The following is a 17,812-nucleotide window of genomic DNA, read 5'->3' as shown; positions in this document are numbered from 1 at the left end:
CGCCTTGAAAGCCTAGTCCAGATCGCGGAACGGCTTTTCGCGGATGTCGAGGAATTCCTTCAGTGAATGCTCCTTGAGCAGCCGCATCCAGTAGCGACCCTCTTCCGAGGCATGCAGGATTGCGGTGGTTTCGCGATTGTAAGTCCAGGAGCTCTCGAGACCGGCCGTCTGCTGCTGGTGGTTGAGCGCTGCCTTGGCGAACTTGATCGCGGCACCCGGCATGCGCGCACATTTGCGCGCCAGCTTTTCGGCTTCCACCCTCAATTGGTCACGCGGGACGGCCTTGTTGACCAGATGGATGCGCGCGGCCTCGCGGCCGTCGATCAGGTCGCCTGTGTACATCAGGTGGCGGGCATGGATCATCGGCACCGTCCAGGGCAGCATCAGCGTCGGTGGCGCCGAGACATGGCGAACTTCGGGCTCACCCAGCATCGCGTCGTCGGCGGCGACCGTCATGTCGCAGCACATCATCAGTTCCAGCCCGCCGGCTAGACAATAGCCGTTGACGGCGGCAATGATCGGGATCGGCGCCTCGCGAATGAGCTTCATGCGGCGCATGTTGGCGCCGATGTCCTCGCGCCAGGCTTCCGCATCCATCTCGAAGTCCTCGCCGCCGAGGTCGAAGCCGGCGGTGAAGGCGCGCCCGGCGCCGGTGATGATGACGGCGCGGATCTCGGGATCCTTGACCGCCCGGGCGATCGCCGCCTCGAGCGCGTCGCCGAGCTCCTGGTTCATGGCGTTCATCTTGTCGGGGCGGTTGAGCGTCAGGGTGACGAACGCATCCTCGGCGTCCTTCTCCCAGATAACGACGTCAGTGCTCATGGTCTCCCCTCCCCTCAGGCGATTTCGATGACGACGCGGCCGCGGACCAGGCCGGCGACGATGCGTTTGGCGAGGTCAGGCAGTTCGCTCATCTTGTGAGTCTCGGTCATTGCCGCAAGCTTGGTGCGGTCGAGATGGTCGGCCAGCGTGCGCCAGGCGCGCTCCCGCTTCGCCTGCGGCGCGAATACGGAATCGACACCGATCAGCGTCACGCTGCGCAGGATGTGCGGCATCACGGTGCCGGGCAGGTCGTGTCCGCCGGCCAGCCCACAGGCCGCGACAGCGCCGCCATAAACAGTCTGCGCCAGCGCATTGGCGAGCGTGGTCGAACCGACGCTGTCGACGGCACCGCTCCAGCGCTCCTTCTGCAGCGGCCTGACCTCACCGGCGAGTTCTGCCCGGTCGAGGAAGGCAGTTGCGCCCAGCGAGCGGAGATAGTCATGCGTCTCGGCCCGGCCGGTCGAGGCAACGACGGCATAACCCTTGGAGGACAACAGGCTGACGGCTGTCGAGCCGACGCCGCCGGCAGCACCCGTCACCAGCACCTCGCCCTTGCCGGGCTGGATCTTGCCCCAGTCTTCGAGCGCGTCGACGCACAGGGCCGCAGTGTAACCCGCGGTGCCGATTGCCATCGCCTGTTCCATGGTGAAGGCATCAGGCAGGCGGATCAGCCATTCCGGCTTCAGCCGCTGAAAGCGTGTGTACGCACCCCACTCCGTTTCCGACATGCCCCAGCCATTGGCCACGACCTTGTCGCCCGCCTTCCATGCCGGTGAGCGCGACTCGACGACAGTGCCGGCAATATCGATGCCTACGACCATCGGCAGGCGGCGCGCGATACGGCCCTTGCCCGAAATGGCGAGGCCATCCTTGTAGTTGAGGCTTGAATAGGCGACCTCGACCAGCACGTCGTTGTCTGGCAGGTCGGCTTTGGTGATCTCGCGGAAGCCGGCGCGCGGCTTGCCGTCGACATCTTCAAGCATCAACGCCGTAAAAGTCTCGCTCATGAAAGTCTCCAGGAAGGCATGGGGTAATCTCCGGCTTAGCCGCGCTTGGCCTCGCGTTCGGCGCGCCGCGTCAGGCTGAGCGCATAGCTGTCGCGAACATAGGCGAGCAGCTCCGACAGCACGCCGGTGGCATCGCTTGCGTTACGCGCCTCGATGGCGCCAGCAAGCTTTTCATGGAAATCGGCGACTGTGCTGCGCTCGCGCACATGCGAAACGATCATGTTGGTGATCGGCATGAACGCCTCGACCACCGTGTACATCATCAGGCTGAGCGGGCCGTTGCCCGCCGCCTGTACAACGGCGCGGTGGAAGCGCACGTCTGAGGCGCAAAAATCCTCGTCGCTGAGCAGCTTGGAACGCTGCAGCGTGATCTCGGCGCGCATCGCGGCAAGGTCGGCGTCGCTGCGTCGCTCGCAGGCAAGCCGGCAGCAGATTGCTTCCGTTTCCAGCCGCGCGCTTATGATCTCGTCGATGTCGAAGGCGCCGACGCCGACAAGCAATGTCGCGGCCCCCGTGATCGCCGATGACAGGCCCTCCGGATCGGGGCGGCTGACGAAGGTGCCACCGGTCGGCCCACGCTGCGAGCGTATCAGGTTCTGTGCCGCAAGCCGCTTCAGCGCCTCGCGCACCGTCGGGCGCGATATGCCGAAGCTCTTGGCGAGGTCTTCTTCGGTCGGCAGGCGTTCGTCGATCTGCAGGCGGCCGTCGAGAATGGCCGCGCGGATCTTGTCGGCGACCTGCCGGGCCACGCCAGTGCGAACCACGTCCTGATATTCGATCGGCATTCGCCCTCCGTCGGTGCTGCCTTGCGGCCGCCTCCGTTTCGATATGAAGATAAACAATATAGGTTTGACAAATATTGCAAGCGAAATAAGCTTGACCGAGACAGCGCCCGGAAATGGCTTCCTCCGGGCCATCCAGGCGCCATGACACCCAAGAGCGATCAGGTTCTCTCCCTCCTCCAGGCACGGCTCGACAAGGCCGCCATCCTGGCAGGCGACGCCATCGATCCACGCTACAGCGACGATCTTGCCGGTGAGCGGGGCGCCCGGCCGGAGCTTGTGCTGCGGCCACGCGGCACCGACGAGGTCGCCGAGATCCTGAAGGTCTGCAACGACGCGCGCCTGCCGCTGGTCGTCCAGGGCGGCCGCACCGGACTGTCGGGCGGGGCGAGGGTGCTGGCAGGCGAGGCAGTGTTGTCGCTCGAGCGCATGACCACCTTGCGGGAGGTCGAGCCGACGGCCGGAACCATCGTTGCCGATGCAGGCGTGCCGCTGCAACTCGTGCAGGAAAAGGCCGACACTGCGGGCCTCGTCTTCGGCGTCGACATCGGCGCACGCGGCACCGCCACCATCGGCGGCAACATCGCCACCAATGCCGGCGGCATTCGCGTTCTGCGCTATGGCAGCTTCCGCGCCCAGGTGCTGGGGCTTGAGGCCGTGCTCGCCGATGGCAGTGTTCTGTCCTCGCTCAAGGGGCTCGCCAAGGACAATTCGGGCTACGACCTCGGCCAGCTTTTCATTGGCAGCGAAGGCACGCTCGGCGTCGTCACCCGCGCCTGCCTCAGGCTGCATCCCAGGCCCGTGACGCAGTCCGCGGCCTTCTGCTCCTTGCCGTCGCTGGGCGCGGCCTTCGGCCTGCTCACATTCCTGCGCGCCCGCCTCGGCAACCTGCTGTCAGGCTTCGAGGTCATCCTGGCGCCGCTGATGGGTGACATGGTCGCAGCGCTCGGCTTCACCGCGCCGGTCGCCCTGTCGACACCGGTCTACGTGCTCGCCGATATCCAGGGCATGAGCCCGGGAACCGACGAGGAGGCCTTCATCGAGACTTTGTCGCAGGCAATCGAGGACGGACTGGTCGAGGACGTCGTGGTCTCGCAGTCGGATCGCGAGTTTCATGCGCTGTGGACGCTGCGCGATGACGTCAATCGCTTCCTGTTCGCCGAAGATGCGATGCTCAGCCTCGATGTCAGCCTGCCGCTGCCTGAAATGGGCGCCTTCCTCGATATGGCGCGCGCGGCCCAGCGGCAGGTCGACCCGGCGGCGCGGGATTATGTCTTCGGCCATCTCGGCGACGGTAACCTGCATTACGTCGTGCGAACCGACAGGCCCGACCAGGTCGCCGGCGCGGTGTTCGATTGCGTCGCGAAAAGCGGCGGCTCGATCTCGGCAGAGCATGGCATCGGATTGGACAAGAAGGCCTATCTTCATCTGACGCGCGCGCCGGCCGAGCTCGCGGCGATGCGCCGCCTGAAGGCCGCGCTCGACCCCAACAACATTCTCAATCCGGGCCGCATCTTCGACATGCCCCCTGCCCTGCCCAACGTCTGAGTGCCGCAATGACAGCTGTGACTTCTCCTGAAAATGGCGCCCGCCCGGTCGACATGCCCTCGGCGCTCGACGAGCGCTACACGCTCGAACGCGGCCGCATCCTGGTTTCGGGCACGCAGGCGCTGGTGCGCCTGCCGATGGTCCAACGCCAGCGGGATCTGGCCGTCGGGCTCAACACTGCAGGTTACGTCTCGGGCTATCGCGGCTCTCCATTAGCCGGATTCGATCGCGAGATGGCCAGCGCCCGGAAACATCTCAAGGAAAGCCATATCGTCTTCCAGCCCGGTCTCAATGAGGACATGGCGGCGACCGCGGTGTGGGGCACGCAGCAGACCGGCATGTTCCCCGGCGCTCGCTACGACGGCGTCTTTTCCATGTGGTACGGCAAGGGCCCGGGCGTCGACCGCACCATGGATGTCATCCGCCACGCCAATGCCGTCGGCACCAGCAAGCATGGCGGCGTGCTGTTGCTCGTCGGCGACGACCATGGCGCGGTGTCGTCGACCCTGCCCCACCAGAGCGAGCACAACCTGATCTCGGCCATGGTGCCGCTTCTGTCGCCGGCCGGCATCAGTGAATATATCGACTACGGTCTGCTTGGCTGGGCCATGAGCCGCTATTCCGGTGCTTGGGTCGGCTTCAAATGCCAGACCGAGATCGTTGAGTGCTCGGCAACTGTCGACCTCGATCCGACCCGGCTGGAGATCGTCACGCCAGACATGCCTCTCCCCGCCGACGGCCTGTCGATGCGCTGGCCCGACGGACAGCAAGCGATGGAACGGCGGATCGAGACCAAGCTTGCCGCGGTGCTCGCCTTCGCTCGTGCCAATCGCCTCGACCGTCAGGTCTGGCCCTCCCCTGCTGCACGGCTCGGCATTGTCTCGACCGGCAAATCCTGGCTCGACCTCAAGGGTGCACTGGCACTGCTCGGCATCGACGAGAGCCGCGCCGCCGAGCTTGGCATCCGCCTTTACAAGGTTGGCATGGTCTGGCCGCTGGAGCCGGAGGGCCTGCGCGAATTTGCCGACGGGCTGGAGCAGATCCTCGTCGTCGAAGAAAAGCGTCCGGTCATCGAGGAGCAGATCAAGTCGCAGCTGTTCAACCAGCCGGGCGACCGCCGGCCGCAAGTCTTCGGCAAGACCGGGCCGGACGGCTCTCCACTCCTGCCCTCGATCGGCGAGATTGGCGCGCTCTCGGTGGCACGTGCCATCCTGCAATGGCTGGGCACTGATGACGCAGGCCTCGCGGCCCGCGCCGTACAGCTGTCAACGGTTGGAGCCCCCTCCCCTGCCGAACCGGGTCTGCTCAACCGCGAACCCTATTTCTGCTCAGGGTGCCCGCATTCGACATCGACGGTTCTGCCCAAGGGCAGCCGCGCCTCCACCGGTATCGGTTGCCACATGATGGTGATCGGCATGGAGCGCGACACCTCGACCTTCACCCAGATGGGTGGCGAAGGCGGCTCTTGGATCGGCCTTTCCCCCTTCACTGACGAGAAGCACATCTTCGTCAACATGGGCGACGGCACTTATTTCCATTCCGGTCTGCTGGCCATCCGCGCCGGCATCGCCGCCAAGGTCAACGCCACCTACAAGATCCTCTACAACGATGCGGTCGCCATGACCGGTGGCCAGCGCCATGACGGCGAATTGTCGGTGCCGTCGATCGTCGGCCAGGTGCTCGCCGAGGGTGCCAAGCGGGTCGTCGTCGTCTCCGAGAGGCCGCAATTGCTGGCCGGCCTGCTGCCGCGTGCGGTCGATGTGCGGCATCGCGACGAGCTCGACGAGGTACAGCGTGAGCTGCGCGACGTCGAAGGTGTCACCGTGCTGGTCTACGACCAGGTCTGCGCCGCCGAAAAGCGCCGCCGGCGCAAGCGTGGCACCTATGCCGTCTCGCCCAAGCGTGCCTTCATCAACGAACTGGTCTGCGAAGGCTGCGGTGATTGCTCGGCGGTCTCGAACTGCATCTCCATCGAGCCGCGCGAGACCGAGTTTGGCCGCAAGCGCGCCATCAACCAGTCGAGCTGCAACACCGACCTAAGCTGCACCAAGGGCTTTTGCCCGAGCTTTGTCACCGTCGAAGGCGGGCGCCTGCGCAAGCCGCGCGCCAAGGCTGCCGGCGGCGTCGACGCCGGCCTGGCCGAGCCCAGCCTGCCCAGGTTGGGCGATGCGCCCTACAGCCTGCTGCTTACTGGCATCGGCGGCACAGGCGTCATCACCGTCAGTGGCATCCTGTCACAGGCAGCCCATCTCGACGGCCTGTCACTGGTGACGCTCGACCAGACCGGCCTGGCACAGAAGAATGGTGCCGTCGTCTCGCACATTCGCCTGGCGCGACAGCCTGAGATGCACAACGCAGCCCGCATCGGCCCTGGCGAGGCCGACCTGGTGCTCGGCTTCGATCTCGTGGTCGCTGCATCGCAGAATGCCGTCGCCACTTTCGGCAAGGGCCGTACCAGGGCCGTGGTCGACGACCACTTCGCCCCGACGGCGTCCTTCGTCAAGGACACGACGATCGACTTCCGAGAAAGCGCGACGCTGCGGCGGCTGCGCACTGCCGGCGGCGAGGACGCGCTCACCACGCTTCCCGCAATGAAGCTGGCAACCGCGCTGTTCGGCGATGCGATCGCCGCCAACATGTTCCTGCTCGGCCATGCCTGGCAGAAGGGCCTGGTGCCGATCGGGCGCGAAGCGATCGAGAAGGCGATCGACCTCAACGGCGCCGGCGTCGCCATGAACCGCGCTGCCTTTGCCTGGGGCCGGCGTTCCGTCGACGACATGGACTTCGTCAGCCGGCAGGCTGGGACGGCACCCGCTTCGGCGCCCGAAGCCAAGTCGCTTGATGAGATCGTCGCGCAGCGCGTCGTGTTCCTCACCGGGTATCAGGACGCGGGATATGCCGAGCGCTATCGGACGCTGGTCGACAAGGCGCGGCAAGCCGAGGCGAGAGTGGCTCCGGGGCAGGCTATGTTCGCGACGGCCGTTGCCAAGGCCGCATTCAAGCTGATGGCCTATAAGGACGAATACGAGGTAGCGCGGCTGCATCGCGATCCGGCCTTCCGGCAAAAGCTCGCCGAGCAGTTCGAAGGCGACTTCAAGCTCCAGTACAATCTCGCGCCGCCGATGCTGACCCGTACCGATCCGCGCACCGGCCATCCCGCCAAGATCGCCATCGGCAGCCGCTGGATCGAGCCGGCCTTTGCCGTGCTGGCTCGCCTCAAGAGCCTGCGTGGCACCCGCTTCGATCCATTCGGCCGCACCGCCGAGCGCAAGATGGAACGCAAACTGGCGGCGGACTACTTTACGCTGGTCGAGGCGCTTGCCGCCCGCCTGTCGGCTTCAAACCTGGCAATGGCGACAGAGATCGCCAGCCTGGCCGAGACCGTCCGCGGCTATGGCCACATCAAGCTGGCTGCCGTCGAGCGTTACGAAAAGCGTAAGCTCGAACTGCTCGCCGCATTTGATCAGGCCACGGCCGTAGGGCAGGCGGCCTGACGAGCCTGATCCCATCAACGGCCTGAATCGACCACGGCTGATCGATTCAGGAGTTTCATTGGACGGTGGGTTCGCCGCGCGCGATTCTGCCGTCCATGCACAAACCGAGCCCCATCCTGCACCTCCAGCGTCGTGATCCGAGCCGTAACATGGCGCGGTTCTATTGCCTGTCGGTTGAGCGTTCGCTGTTTGGCGACGCGGTGCTGGTGCGCGAATGGGGCCGCATAGGTACGCTGGGCCGGAGGCGTCTCGATCTCTTTGCCAACGTTGCCCAGGCGCAGGAGGCGATGCGCCGTTTGGTGGTGTCCAAGGTCAAGCGCGGCTACAGCTCCGTCGGTTGACAGCTGTCAACGACGATATGCCGGGACCGAAACGGTCCTCGACGGTCGCCGTTACGCCTCCGTCACAATGGTTAATTTCCGTTAACTATAAACAAGTTGACTCGACTCGCCCTCTCCAGCACCCTTGTTACGCTAATTGGTCGTAATTCGATGCGTCCAGCGTAACCGCCTCAGAAAACCGTTATCCACGCTCCGGCACGTTAAAATGTGCGAAGGCGTAACCCGGATTCGGATTCTGCAGCGAATCGGCGCATAAATCTTAACGAAGCCTGACGGTGCGTCGCTTACGCATGCGCTGGTGGGCGAGAGGGGACTAAAGACTTGGTTGGGGCAGTTCAAGCACGGGCGGAAAACGCGAGCGACGAGGCCGAGGTCATGGCGACTGATCGTGCCATTGCGCGGGACGCCGAGATGTTGTCGGCGCAATTGCAGGCAATGCGCGACCGGCTGTTTTCGCCGACCTCGAAGAAGGTCCTGCGCAAGTTTTCGAGCGGCGAAGCCGCACGTCTGATCGGTGTCACCGACGGCTATCTGCGCCAGCTCTCCATCGCAGGCGAAGGGCCGCAGCCCGAAACCGGGGCAGGGGGGCGACGCTACTACGCACTCGACGACATCAACGGGCTGCGCCGGCATCTGGCCGAGCAGAACCCCACCAAGGCGCGCCATTATCTGCCGCGCCGCGACACCGGGCGTGGCGAACACCTTCAGGTCATCGCTGTCACCAATTTCAAGGGCGGCTCGGGCAAGACCACGACCAGCACGCACCTTGCCCAGCATCTTGCGCTGGCCGGTTACCGGGTGCTGGCGATCGATCTCGATCCGCAGGCTTCGATGTCGGCACTGCTGGGCTACCAGCCGGAACTCGATCTCGACGGCAACGACACGCTCTATGGCGCGATCCGCTATGACGAGGAGCGCCGGCCGCTGACCGACATCATCCGCCGCACCTATTTCGACGGGCTCGACTTCGTGCCCGGCAATCTTGAGCTTCAGGAGTTCGAGCATACGACGCCGCAGATGCTGGCGGTGCGGCAGGCCGGCGACAACAAGGCGATGTTCTTTGCACGTGTCCAGGAAGCGCTGCAGACCGTTGCCGACAATTACGACGTCGTCGTCATGGACTGCCCGCCGCAACTCGGCTTCCTGACCCTGTCGGCGCTGTGCGCGGCGACCTCGGTGCTGGTGACCATTCACCCGCAGATGCTCGACGTTGCCTCGATGAGCCAGTTCCTGTTCATGACCGCCGACCTTCTGTCGGTGGTGCGGGAGGCCGGCGGCGAGCTGAATTTCGATTTCATGCGCTACCTGATCACGCGCTACGAGCCCAATGACGGACCGCAGACCCAGATCGTCGGTTTCCTGCGCTCGCTGTTCGGCGATCGGGTGCTGACCGCGCCGCTGGTCAAGTCGACCGCCTTTTCGGATGCGGGCCTGACCAAGCAGACGCTTTACGAAGTGTCACGTGAGAGCTTCAGCCGTGCCACCTATGACCGCGCCATGGAGTCGTTGACAGCTGTCAACGGCGAGATCGAGAGCCTGATGCTCAAGGCATGGAACCGGGCGGCGTGAGGGAGGCTGGCATGGCATTGAACCGCAAGGATCAGCTCAAGGCGCTGTTCGGTACGGTCGAACCGGCGCCTGTGGCCGCAACTCCGACCGAGAAGGCGCCTGAGACGAAAACGGCTGAGCCGGATGCCGCGCGCCAGCGCAGCGCCTCTGGAGCCGTCAAGGCCATGGGCCTGTCGCTCGGTGGCCTGTCCAGGGAGATCGAGGAGGCGCGCAGGCTCAAGGAAAGCCTCGATGCCGCAGAGCGTGTAAGCCAGGTCGACGCGTCACTGATCGAGGCGTCGTTCGTCGCCGACCGGCTCGACCATGGCGCGCAGGATCCGGATTTCGACGCGCTGGTCAGCAGCATCGAGACGTCTGGGCAGCAGGTTCCGGTGTTGCTCAGGCCGCATCCCGACAAGCCGGGGCGCTACCAGACTGCCTACGGCCATCGCCGCGTGCGCGCTGCCGGAAAGCTCGGCGTTCCCGTCCTGGCCATCGTCCGGCCGCTCTCCGACGTCGAGCTGGTGCTCGCCCAGGGTAAGGAAAACAGCGAGCGGCGTGACCTCTCCTTCATCGAGCGGGCGCTGTTCGCCCACGAGCTGATCGCCAGAGGCTTCGAGCGCGCCGTCGTTCAGGACGCGCTGTCGCTGCACAAGGCCGAGATGACGCGCTTCCTGCAGGTGGCCGACGCGGTGCCTGAACAGGTCGTACGCGCGATCGGCGCGGCCCCCAAGATCGGCCGTCCGCGCTGGATGGCACTGGCCGAGCTGCTGAAGAGCGAGGCGGCTCGCGTCAAGGCCGACGACGAGGTCACCAGCCAGCGCTTCCTTGCTGCAACGAGCGACGAACGCTTCAACATGTTGTTCATGCACCTGCAGCGCAAGACGCAGCCAATCGCCGGCGCCGTGCGCGAAATCCGCGATGGCAAGGGCAGGGCGGTTGCAAGTCTGACTGTTTCCAAGGGCAAAGCCAGGATCGATTTTCTGGAAAAGGCAGCGGATGGGTTCGCAGACTTCCTCGATGAGGAGTTGCCCAAGCTGTTGGAGAGGTTCGAACAGGAGCGTGGCCGCTCGGCCGGGCAAGGCTAGGTTTGTCCACAGCCAGCGGCACGGGCGTTTGCCTCAACGCAGCGCCACCCGCGGGTGATGGAGCGTAAAGCGTAGGTTCCAACGCGTAGAGGATCGGAAACAGAAGGATAATCGGCAAGAAAAAGGCCCCCGAAACGTCGCCATTCCGGAAGCCCTCATCAATGTAGCAATTGTGAGAGAATCATTTCCGGGCCGACTTGTCAACCACTGGACGCGTTCCGGAATGCCTTCGGCTTGCCTCGACTGAGGTAAAACAAGGATGACTGAGCATATCTCGACGACGCCCTTTGGGCGGCGGTCGTTGTCGCTTGCCATGGTGGCAGGTCAGATGGCGGCCGACAGCTGCGCGCCTGGCGCCAGCTCCAACAAATGGCAGGTGTTCCGTGCCGTCTGCGAGGCCAAGCAATTGCTTGGCGCCAGCGATCGCGCCCTTGCTGTTCTCAACGCGCTGCTGAGCTTCCATCCCGACACGGATCTCGTGGAAGGGGAGGGGCTGGTGGTGTTTCCGTCCAATGCCCAGCTGGCGCTGAGGGCGCATGGCATGGCGCCGGCGACGCTCAGGCGGCATCTCTCGGTGCTGGTCGACTGTGGCCTGGTGGTGCGCCGCGACAGCCCCAATGGCAAGCGTTATGCCCGCAAAGGCTTTGACGGTGCGATCGAGCAGGCCTTTGGCTTCGACCTGACGCCGCTTCTGGCCCGTGCCCAAGAATTCGAGCGCATGGCCGAGGCAGTGAGGGCTGAGCGGCGGTCGCTTCTGCTCGTCCGCGAGCGCATCACCATCCTGCGTCGTGACATCGCCAAGATGATCGCATTCGGCCTCGAGGAGGGCATTGCGGCTGATTGGCCACGCCTGCATCTCAGTTATCGTGACATAGTGGCGGCTATTCCACGCACGGCGAGCCGGCTTGAGCTCGAACCGATTGCCGCCGAGCTGGCTGCGCTTGCCCAGGAGGTACGCAAGGCCCTGGAAAGTCACGTAAAAACTGAAGAAACAAGCGCCAATGAGTCCCATTCCGAGCGCCACATACAGAATTCAAATACACACCCTTATGAATTTGAACCCGGCCTCGAGAAAGGCCAAGGGACGGCCGCTGCGGTGAAACCTGAAACCAGGAGCCAGCCGCCAACGGGTTATCCGCTTGGCATGGTGCTGCGTGCCTGCCCTGACATTGCGGACTACGCACGAAACGGCATTTCGGGCTGGGCGGATCTGGTGGAAACGGCAAATCTGGTGCGCGGCGCGCTCGGCGTCAGTCCGGATGCCTGGAACCAGGCCTGCGAGGCGATGGGGGCGGTGGATGCCGCGATCATGGTGGCGGCGATGCTGCAGAAGGGCGAGGCCATTTCCAGCCCGGGCGGCTATCTGCGTAGCCTGACGGCGAAAGCGCGGGCCGGTGAATTCTCGATCGGGCCGGTGCTCATGGCGCTGCTGCGCGGCAGGGGAGGGGCCCAGACCAAAGCGGGATGACGCCGGGCGGGCAGAAGCTGGGTGGCAGCTGAATTCCGGTCGGGACATCGATCACTGCCTTGGGGAAGCTGCGGCGGGTAGAGGAAGCTACAACTCCGCAGCGGGGCCGCGTTCTACCAGGCACAGCAATTTGCTTGGGGAGGGATCTTCGGCGGGCTACTGATATGCCGTGGCAATCGCACGCGGATCTCATCGAGGTGCTTTGTGTGACAGGGGCGGCATTCTCAAATGCGTCCAATTCCGGAGTTGGAGGGGAGGGCGCTAGAGTCCACTCGCCTTGGTGAGGTTGACGCGGAAGCGGTCGCGGCGGCGCTGGTACTTGCGGGTCATTTCTGCACTGGCATGGCCGAGCTGCTTCTGCACGTAGCGCTCCTCGACGTCGGCCGAAGAGGCAAGGCCAGCACGCAGCGAATGGCCGGCAAAAAGCCCGGTCCGTTCGGACTCGGTCAGATCGCCGCGGATGCCGGCGGCAAGGGCGGTACGTTTGACCAGACGGGCGATTTCCTGGTCGTTGAGCCGCTCGGTGCCGACCTTTTTGCCTTGACCGGTCACGCGGCGAAACAGTGGGCCATGGGAAATGCGGGCAAGGTTCAGCCAGGTCTCCAGGGCCACGACAGGGCAGGTGGAGTCGGCCGATCCACGGCCGATCTCAACCTCGCGCCAGCCGGTCTTGCCACGCAAGGTGACCAATATGCCCTTGCTGGGGAAGATCTCGATCCAGCCCGAAGAATCCTGGGTCTGATCGCGGCCGCAATCGAGGCCAACGATCTCCGAGCGGCGCAGCGCTCCGGTGAAACCGAGCAGCAGCATCGCCCGATCTCTAAGGCCGCACAGGGTCCCCCTGTCGAGCGTCTCCAGCATGGCGATCAGATCTTCGGGCAGGAGCGCTTCCTTCTGCCGGGGAGGGCGGGCGTGGGCATTGCGGATGCCGGCCATGACGGTCGCGATGGCACGGTGTTTCCGGTCGAGCTTTTCTGTCCCGCGCTGGGCATAGTTCCAGCTCAGGGACGCGAGCCGTCGTTCGATGGTCGACACGGATTTTTTGTCGCCGATGCCGGCGCCGGAAGCGAGCGCGGTGATGTAGAGCCCGACGGTCTCGGGATCCGGCGGCATGGTGGCAAAACCCTGGCGCCGGGCCCACTCGGAAAAATGCTTCCAGTCGGCGGCGTAGGCGCGCCGGGTGTTGGCGGAACTGGCCGCCTTGACATAACCGCGCGCACGCTCGGCCAGCTCATCGAGCTGGCCCGGATGGCGGCGGACGGGCGAGACGTCGTCGGACGCGAGGGCAGGGGAGGTGCCTCCGCCGTCGGCACCGACGACAGCGCCGGGCTCGATGGCCGCCTCCGCCTGCCGGCCCATTGCCATCACGACATCGACAATGTCATGCAGGTCATCGACGGAGACATCGTCATGACAGCGATTTTTACCCAGAATAGCGTTTTCAGAGGTGCTCTCTCGTCGAGGCGAACGCAGTTTGGTATGGTTTTCCGGATTTTGCTCGACGTTAGAGGCCATTTCGGCAGTAGGCCATCAAATGAATGATAAGGCAAGATTATCGTTCATTTGACGTGATCGACAGGCTGTGCGCTTTAGATGCCAAGAGCGAACGTAACCGCACAATTGAGATGCGATGCCCTTCGCTTTGGGGACACAATTTCTGGCCGCTGCTTGTTAGGGTTGCAACGGTTGAACCCGATCTGCCGATCTGCTTCAACAGTGATCCTAGCTCGCGCAGGGGACGTGAGATGGTAGGTTCTGACCGGATCGACGACCTGATCGCAGCGGTGCCTCGCGCCTTGGCGCTTCGCGCCGGTTTGGACCTTGGCATCTTCACCCAGCTCGGGGACAGTGCGTTGACGGCTGACGGCCTCGGAACCCTGTTCAACATCGCCCCCGATCGTCTGTCGCGGCTCCTCTACGCGCTCGCCAGCTTCGGTCTACTCGAAGTCGAGGATGGTCGATTTCGAAATGGAGCCGAAGCGTCGGCTTTTCTTGACGCATCCAAGAAGACCTATCGTGGTGGTGATCATGCGCTTCTGCGCGAGCTCTGGGGAGCCGACCTGCTGACTGCAGAGTCGCTGCGACAGAGCCGGCCGGCTGCACTGCACGACTTTTCGCAAGCGGGGCCTGAGGCCGCCGCGGCCTTCAGCCGAAAGCTGGCGCCAGGCGCCGCAATTTTCGGCCGATACCTGGCCCAGGAGATTGACCTCTCTGCGATCGGATCGGTGATCGACATTGGCGGGGGCCCCGGGACCATCCTCGTCGGGCTTCGCGAGCGATGGCCGCGGATCGCCGCGACACTGATGGAGCTTCCGACGGTTGCAGCGGCCGCGCCAGAAATCCTGTCGGAATACGGTGTCGATGACGTGGTTGTCGAAGAGGGGGACATCACCGTTGCGCCATCAATCGGTCGGCACGATCTGGCGATCCTGAAAGCCGTCGTTCAGGTCCTTCCGCCTGATCAGGCACGCCGTTCGATCCTGAACGCGGCGCGTTGTCTCACGCCGGGAGGCGAGATCGCGATTGCGGGCTGGGGTGTCGTCGACGACGACCGCCTCGGCCCGCCTGAAGGTGTCTTTCTGAACCTCACCTTCTTGAACCTTTATCGCCACGGCGAATCGTACACCGAAGGCCAGTATCGCGCGTGGATGACCGAGGCTGGATTCGGGGATATATCCAGGTCGCGCCTGGCGGACGGCTGCACGTTGTTTCGAGCGCGCCTTGCGGGCTGATCCGTCGGCTTTCACGATTGATCGGCCTGCTTTCGACCTTGCATGGCCTCAGCGCGGACTGACAGCAGCTGGCGCCGAACGTGACGTTGGAACGCGGCGTGCAAGCATCTACCCGGGCCGCCCTCGTCGTCTTACCCGCCAGCCAATCACTTTGTTTTGGATTTGGCGGCCCGACAGCACGGAAACGTCAGATCAAATTGCGGCCTTATGCCAGGTCGATCAGCGCTTCAGCGGTCTTCGCGCATGTGGCCAGGTGCGTTGCAAATCCACCATTAAGCGTGGCGCGAATTGAAAGCACCCTGTCAGTTCCGCACGAGGTGAGCAGGCCAATTTCCTTGTCGCGCATGTCGTCGAGCGCGATGCCGATCATGCGATGGTCGATCTCTCCGGGGATGGCTTGACCGTTCGCTTCGATAAACCGTCCGCAGACGACTGCCTGTGCACCTTTTGCAGGATAGGCGTCGAGCTGCTCGAGGTTCACGACTTCGCTACGAACGACATGGCTGTCAGGACCGCATGAGCCGGCCGACGAACATTGGAGACGGAAAATGCCCGACTGAAATCGACGATGACCTGCTGCCAGGCGGCAGGTCACAACTCCGGTCATCCGACCGCAGTCAAACCCCCCACGAAACCGGGAGCCGGCAGGTGCTGACTTTTTTGCCGCCCTTTTGCCGGCTCAGGGAATTCTAACGAGCACTACCTGGTGAAGCTCTGTGCGTTGCCGGCATCGACGTTGATGATGTTGCCGGTCGACTTCGCCGACATGTCGGACGCAAGGAAGTAGACCGCCTCTGCGATATCCTCGGGAAAGACCGAGCGCTTCAGCATCGAGCGCTTGCGATAGTGCTCCTCGAGGTCGTCGGGCTGCATCGAGTAGGCTGCCGCGCGTTGCTCGCGCCATTCTCCGGTCCAGATCTTTGAGCCGCGCAGCACGGCGTCAGGATTGACGGTGTTGACCCGGATCTGATGCTCCGCGCCTTCGAGCGCCAGGCAGCGCGCGAGATGGATCTCGGCCGCCTTGGCCGTGCAGTAGGCTGCTGCATTGGGTGAGGCGGCCAGTCCATTTTTCGAGGCGATGAAGACGATGTTGCCACCGATCTGCTGCTGCTTGAACAGTCGGAACGCTTCGCGCGACACCAGAAAGTAGCCCTTGGCAAGGATGTCCATGTTGCGGTTCCACATGGCGAGTTCCGTGTCCTCGATCGGCGCCGAGGACGAGATGCCGGCATTCGAGACCAGGATATCCGTGCCGCCGAATTCGACCGCACTGTCGGCATAGGCCGAGGCCACGCCTGTTTCGTCGGTGACGTCGAGGCGGACCGGGCGCACGAAGTCCTTGCCGAATGCCTTGCCGAGTTCGTCATGCGCGGTGGCAAGTGCGGCCTCGTCAATGTCGGCGATGACGACGCAGGCGCCTTCGCGCAGAAGCCTGACGGCCGTCGCCTTGCCGATGCCGCCGGCACCGCCGGTGACGAAGGCGATCTGGCCTGCCAGCGACTTGGGTTTGGGCATGCGCTGCAGCTTGGCCTCCTCGAGCAGCCAGTACTCGATGTCGAAGGCTTCCTGCTCGGGCAGGCCGACATAGGTCGACACCGATGAGGCACCGCGCATGACATTGATGGCGTTGACGTAAAATTCGCCGGAAATCCTCGCCGTTGCCTTGTCTGCGGCGAAGGTGAACATGCCGACGCCTGGCATCAGGTAAACCACGGCGTTGGGGTCGCGCACGGCAGGCGAGTCTGCGTGCTTGCAGCGATCGTAATAGGCCTGGTAGCCGGCACGGTAATCGTCCAGTGCCTTGGGCAGCGCTGCAATCACTGTGTCCACATCAGCCTTCGCAGGATCGAAGTCGATCACCAGCGGCCTGATCTTGGTGCGCAGGAAATGATCTGGGCAGGAGGTGCCGAGGGCCGCGAGATCGCGCAGATGGCGCGAGTTGACAAACTCGAGCACGGCATCGCTGTCGTCGAAATGACCGAGCTTGCGCACGCCCTGCTGCGAGATCATGCCGCGGATGCGCGGCATCAGCTGTGCTGCGATAGCCCGGCGATCGTCTGCCGGCAGCGACGTCGCGACCGCGCCGCCGAAAGCCGATTTGCCCCTTGCCTCGCTTTCGAACCAGCCGATCGCCTTGTTGATGGTGTCGATGGTGGTGGAATAGCACGCCTTGGGCGTGTCGCCCCAGGTAAACAGGCCATGGCTTTCGAGCACGACGCCCTTGGCCGAAGGGTTCTCCAGGCAGAATTTTTCGAGCCAGAGCCCGAGTTCGAAGCCGGGGCGCTTCCACGGCAGCCAACCGATCTCGTCGCCGAAGATTCTTGATGTCAGAGCCTGTGAATCCTTGGCGGCCGCGATCGCGATGATCGCATCGGGATGCATGTGGTCGACGTAAGCCCTTGGAACATAGGCGTGAAGAGGGGTGTCGATGGAGGCAGCGCGCGGGTTGAGATTGAATGTGCAGTGCGGCAGGTAGCCGACCATCTCGTCTTCATGGGCAAGGCCACGATAGAGCCCCTTCAGCGCGCGCAGCTTGTCCATATAGAGGGTAGCGAAACCGTCGAGCTTGATCGACGCGCTGTCGCCGCCGGAACCCTTGACCCACAGAACCTCGACTTCTGTGCCCGTCAGCGGGTCCTTCTGCATGATCTTGGACGAGGTGTTGCCGCCACCATAGTTGGTGACACGCTTGTCCGAGCCCAGGATGTTGGAGCGATAGACCAGCCGCTCCGGCTCGCTCATGGCGGCCGCCCTGGCGTCGTCCCACAGATTTGCAAGCCGCGTGGCGTTGGTGTCGGGCATGTCGGATTCCTCCCGGCGCGAGATCGGGCGCCGCTCTCGTTTGCCCGTAAAATCAGGCCAAGCCATGCGGTTTGTCAATCGCAAAAAGATTGAAGTTGATCATTGTGCGGCGCATCATGATCTAGTTGCAGCGCGATATGAGCTATTTTCGTCACAATTCGCTTGCGCATCGACTGGATT

Annotated in this window: 13 protein-coding genes; 7 read left to right on the top strand and 6 right to left on the bottom strand. The window is 64.0% G+C overall.

Annotation, left to right across the window (positions count from 1 at the left end):
- Positions 1-12: 12 nt before the first annotated feature.
- Genes H5P29_RS29500 through H5P29_RS29490 form a run of 3 tightly spaced genes read right to left on the bottom strand, consistent with a single transcriptional unit; the run spans position 13 to position 2,614 of the window.
- Positions 13-822 carry an enoyl-CoA hydratase/isomerase family protein gene (locus H5P29_RS29500; protein WP_067968368.1) on the bottom strand — a complete coding sequence of 270 codons (810 nt, stop codon included), beginning with the start codon at positions 820-822 and terminating at the stop codon, positions 13-15.
- A 14-nt stretch (positions 823-836) separates the two neighbouring features.
- Positions 837-1,829: an MDR family oxidoreductase gene (locus H5P29_RS29495; protein ID WP_154384420.1), complete on the bottom strand. Its 993-nt coding sequence runs from the start codon at positions 1,827-1,829 to the stop codon at positions 837-839.
- Positions 1,830-1,864: 35 nt separating this feature from the next.
- A complete protein-coding gene (locus H5P29_RS29490; protein ID WP_154384421.1) occupies positions 1,865-2,614 on the bottom strand; it encodes a FadR/GntR family transcriptional regulator in 750 nt (249 codons plus the stop codon).
- Between the two features lie 141 nt (positions 2,615-2,755).
- Between H5P29_RS29490 and H5P29_RS29485 the strand changes: the two genes are divergently transcribed.
- The 6 genes from H5P29_RS29485 (at position 2,756) to repC (ending at position 12,098) form a co-directional block, all read left to right on the top strand.
- Complete coding sequence (locus H5P29_RS29485; protein ID WP_067968375.1) at positions 2,756-4,159, top strand: FAD-binding oxidoreductase; 1,404 nt, start codon at positions 2,756-2,758, stop codon at positions 4,157-4,159.
- A gap of 8 nt (positions 4,160-4,167) precedes the next feature.
- Entirely contained in the window at positions 4,168-7,653 is a 3,486-nt protein-coding gene (locus H5P29_RS29480; RefSeq protein ID WP_154384422.1) for an indolepyruvate ferredoxin oxidoreductase family protein, read from the top strand.
- Positions 7,654-7,748: 95 nt separating this feature from the next.
- Entirely contained in the window at positions 7,749-7,994 is a 246-nt protein-coding gene (locus H5P29_RS29475) for a WGR domain-containing protein (protein WP_067968561.1), read from the top strand.
- 375 nt (positions 7,995-8,369) lie between these two features.
- Positions 8,370-9,563: a plasmid partitioning protein RepA gene (gene repA, locus H5P29_RS29470; protein WP_067968380.1), complete on the top strand. Its 1,194-nt coding sequence runs from the start codon at positions 8,370-8,372 to the stop codon at positions 9,561-9,563.
- An 11-nt stretch (positions 9,564-9,574) separates the two neighbouring features.
- A complete protein-coding gene (gene repB / locus H5P29_RS29465) occupies positions 9,575-10,630 on the top strand; it encodes a plasmid partitioning protein RepB (RefSeq protein ID WP_067968382.1) in 1,056 nt (351 codons plus the stop codon).
- A 259-nt stretch (positions 10,631-10,889) separates the two neighbouring features.
- Complete coding sequence (repC, locus tag H5P29_RS29460) at positions 10,890-12,098, top strand: plasmid replication protein RepC (protein ID WP_067967161.1); 1,209 nt, start codon at positions 10,890-10,892, stop codon at positions 12,096-12,098.
- A gap of 261 nt (positions 12,099-12,359) precedes the next feature.
- Here the strand turns inward: repC and H5P29_RS29455 are convergent, their stop codons facing one another.
- Positions 12,360-13,613 (bottom strand): site-specific integrase, encoded by a 1,254-nt coding sequence (locus tag H5P29_RS29455; protein ID WP_067967163.1) that lies wholly within the window; start codon positions 13,611-13,613, stop codon positions 12,360-12,362.
- A 230-nt stretch (positions 13,614-13,843) separates the two neighbouring features.
- Between H5P29_RS29455 and H5P29_RS29450 the strand changes: the two genes are divergently transcribed.
- Positions 13,844-14,830 (top strand): methyltransferase, encoded by a 987-nt coding sequence (locus H5P29_RS29450; RefSeq protein WP_154384423.1) that lies wholly within the window; start codon positions 13,844-13,846, stop codon positions 14,828-14,830.
- Between the two features lie 205 nt (positions 14,831-15,035).
- On the opposite strand, the gene H5P29_RS29445 is transcribed toward H5P29_RS29450, so the two are convergent.
- Positions 15,036-15,437, bottom strand: a complete 402-nt coding sequence (locus H5P29_RS29445; protein WP_083948807.1) for a sugar-binding domain-containing protein — start codon at positions 15,435-15,437, stop codon at positions 15,036-15,038.
- 92 nt (positions 15,438-15,529) lie between these two features.
- Complete coding sequence (locus H5P29_RS29440) at positions 15,530-17,632, bottom strand: bifunctional rhamnulose-1-phosphate aldolase/short-chain dehydrogenase (RefSeq protein ID WP_154384424.1); 2,103 nt, start codon at positions 17,630-17,632, stop codon at positions 15,530-15,532.
- Positions 17,633-17,812 lie beyond the last annotated feature (180 nt).

Source organism: Aminobacter sp. MDW-2, from assembly GCF_014250155.1.
Taxonomy (GTDB): domain Bacteria; phylum Pseudomonadota; class Alphaproteobacteria; order Rhizobiales; family Rhizobiaceae; genus Aminobacter; species Aminobacter ciceronei.
The sequence above is the reverse complement of the archived record's forward strand: the minus strand, read 5'-3'. Positions and strand labels throughout refer to the sequence as shown.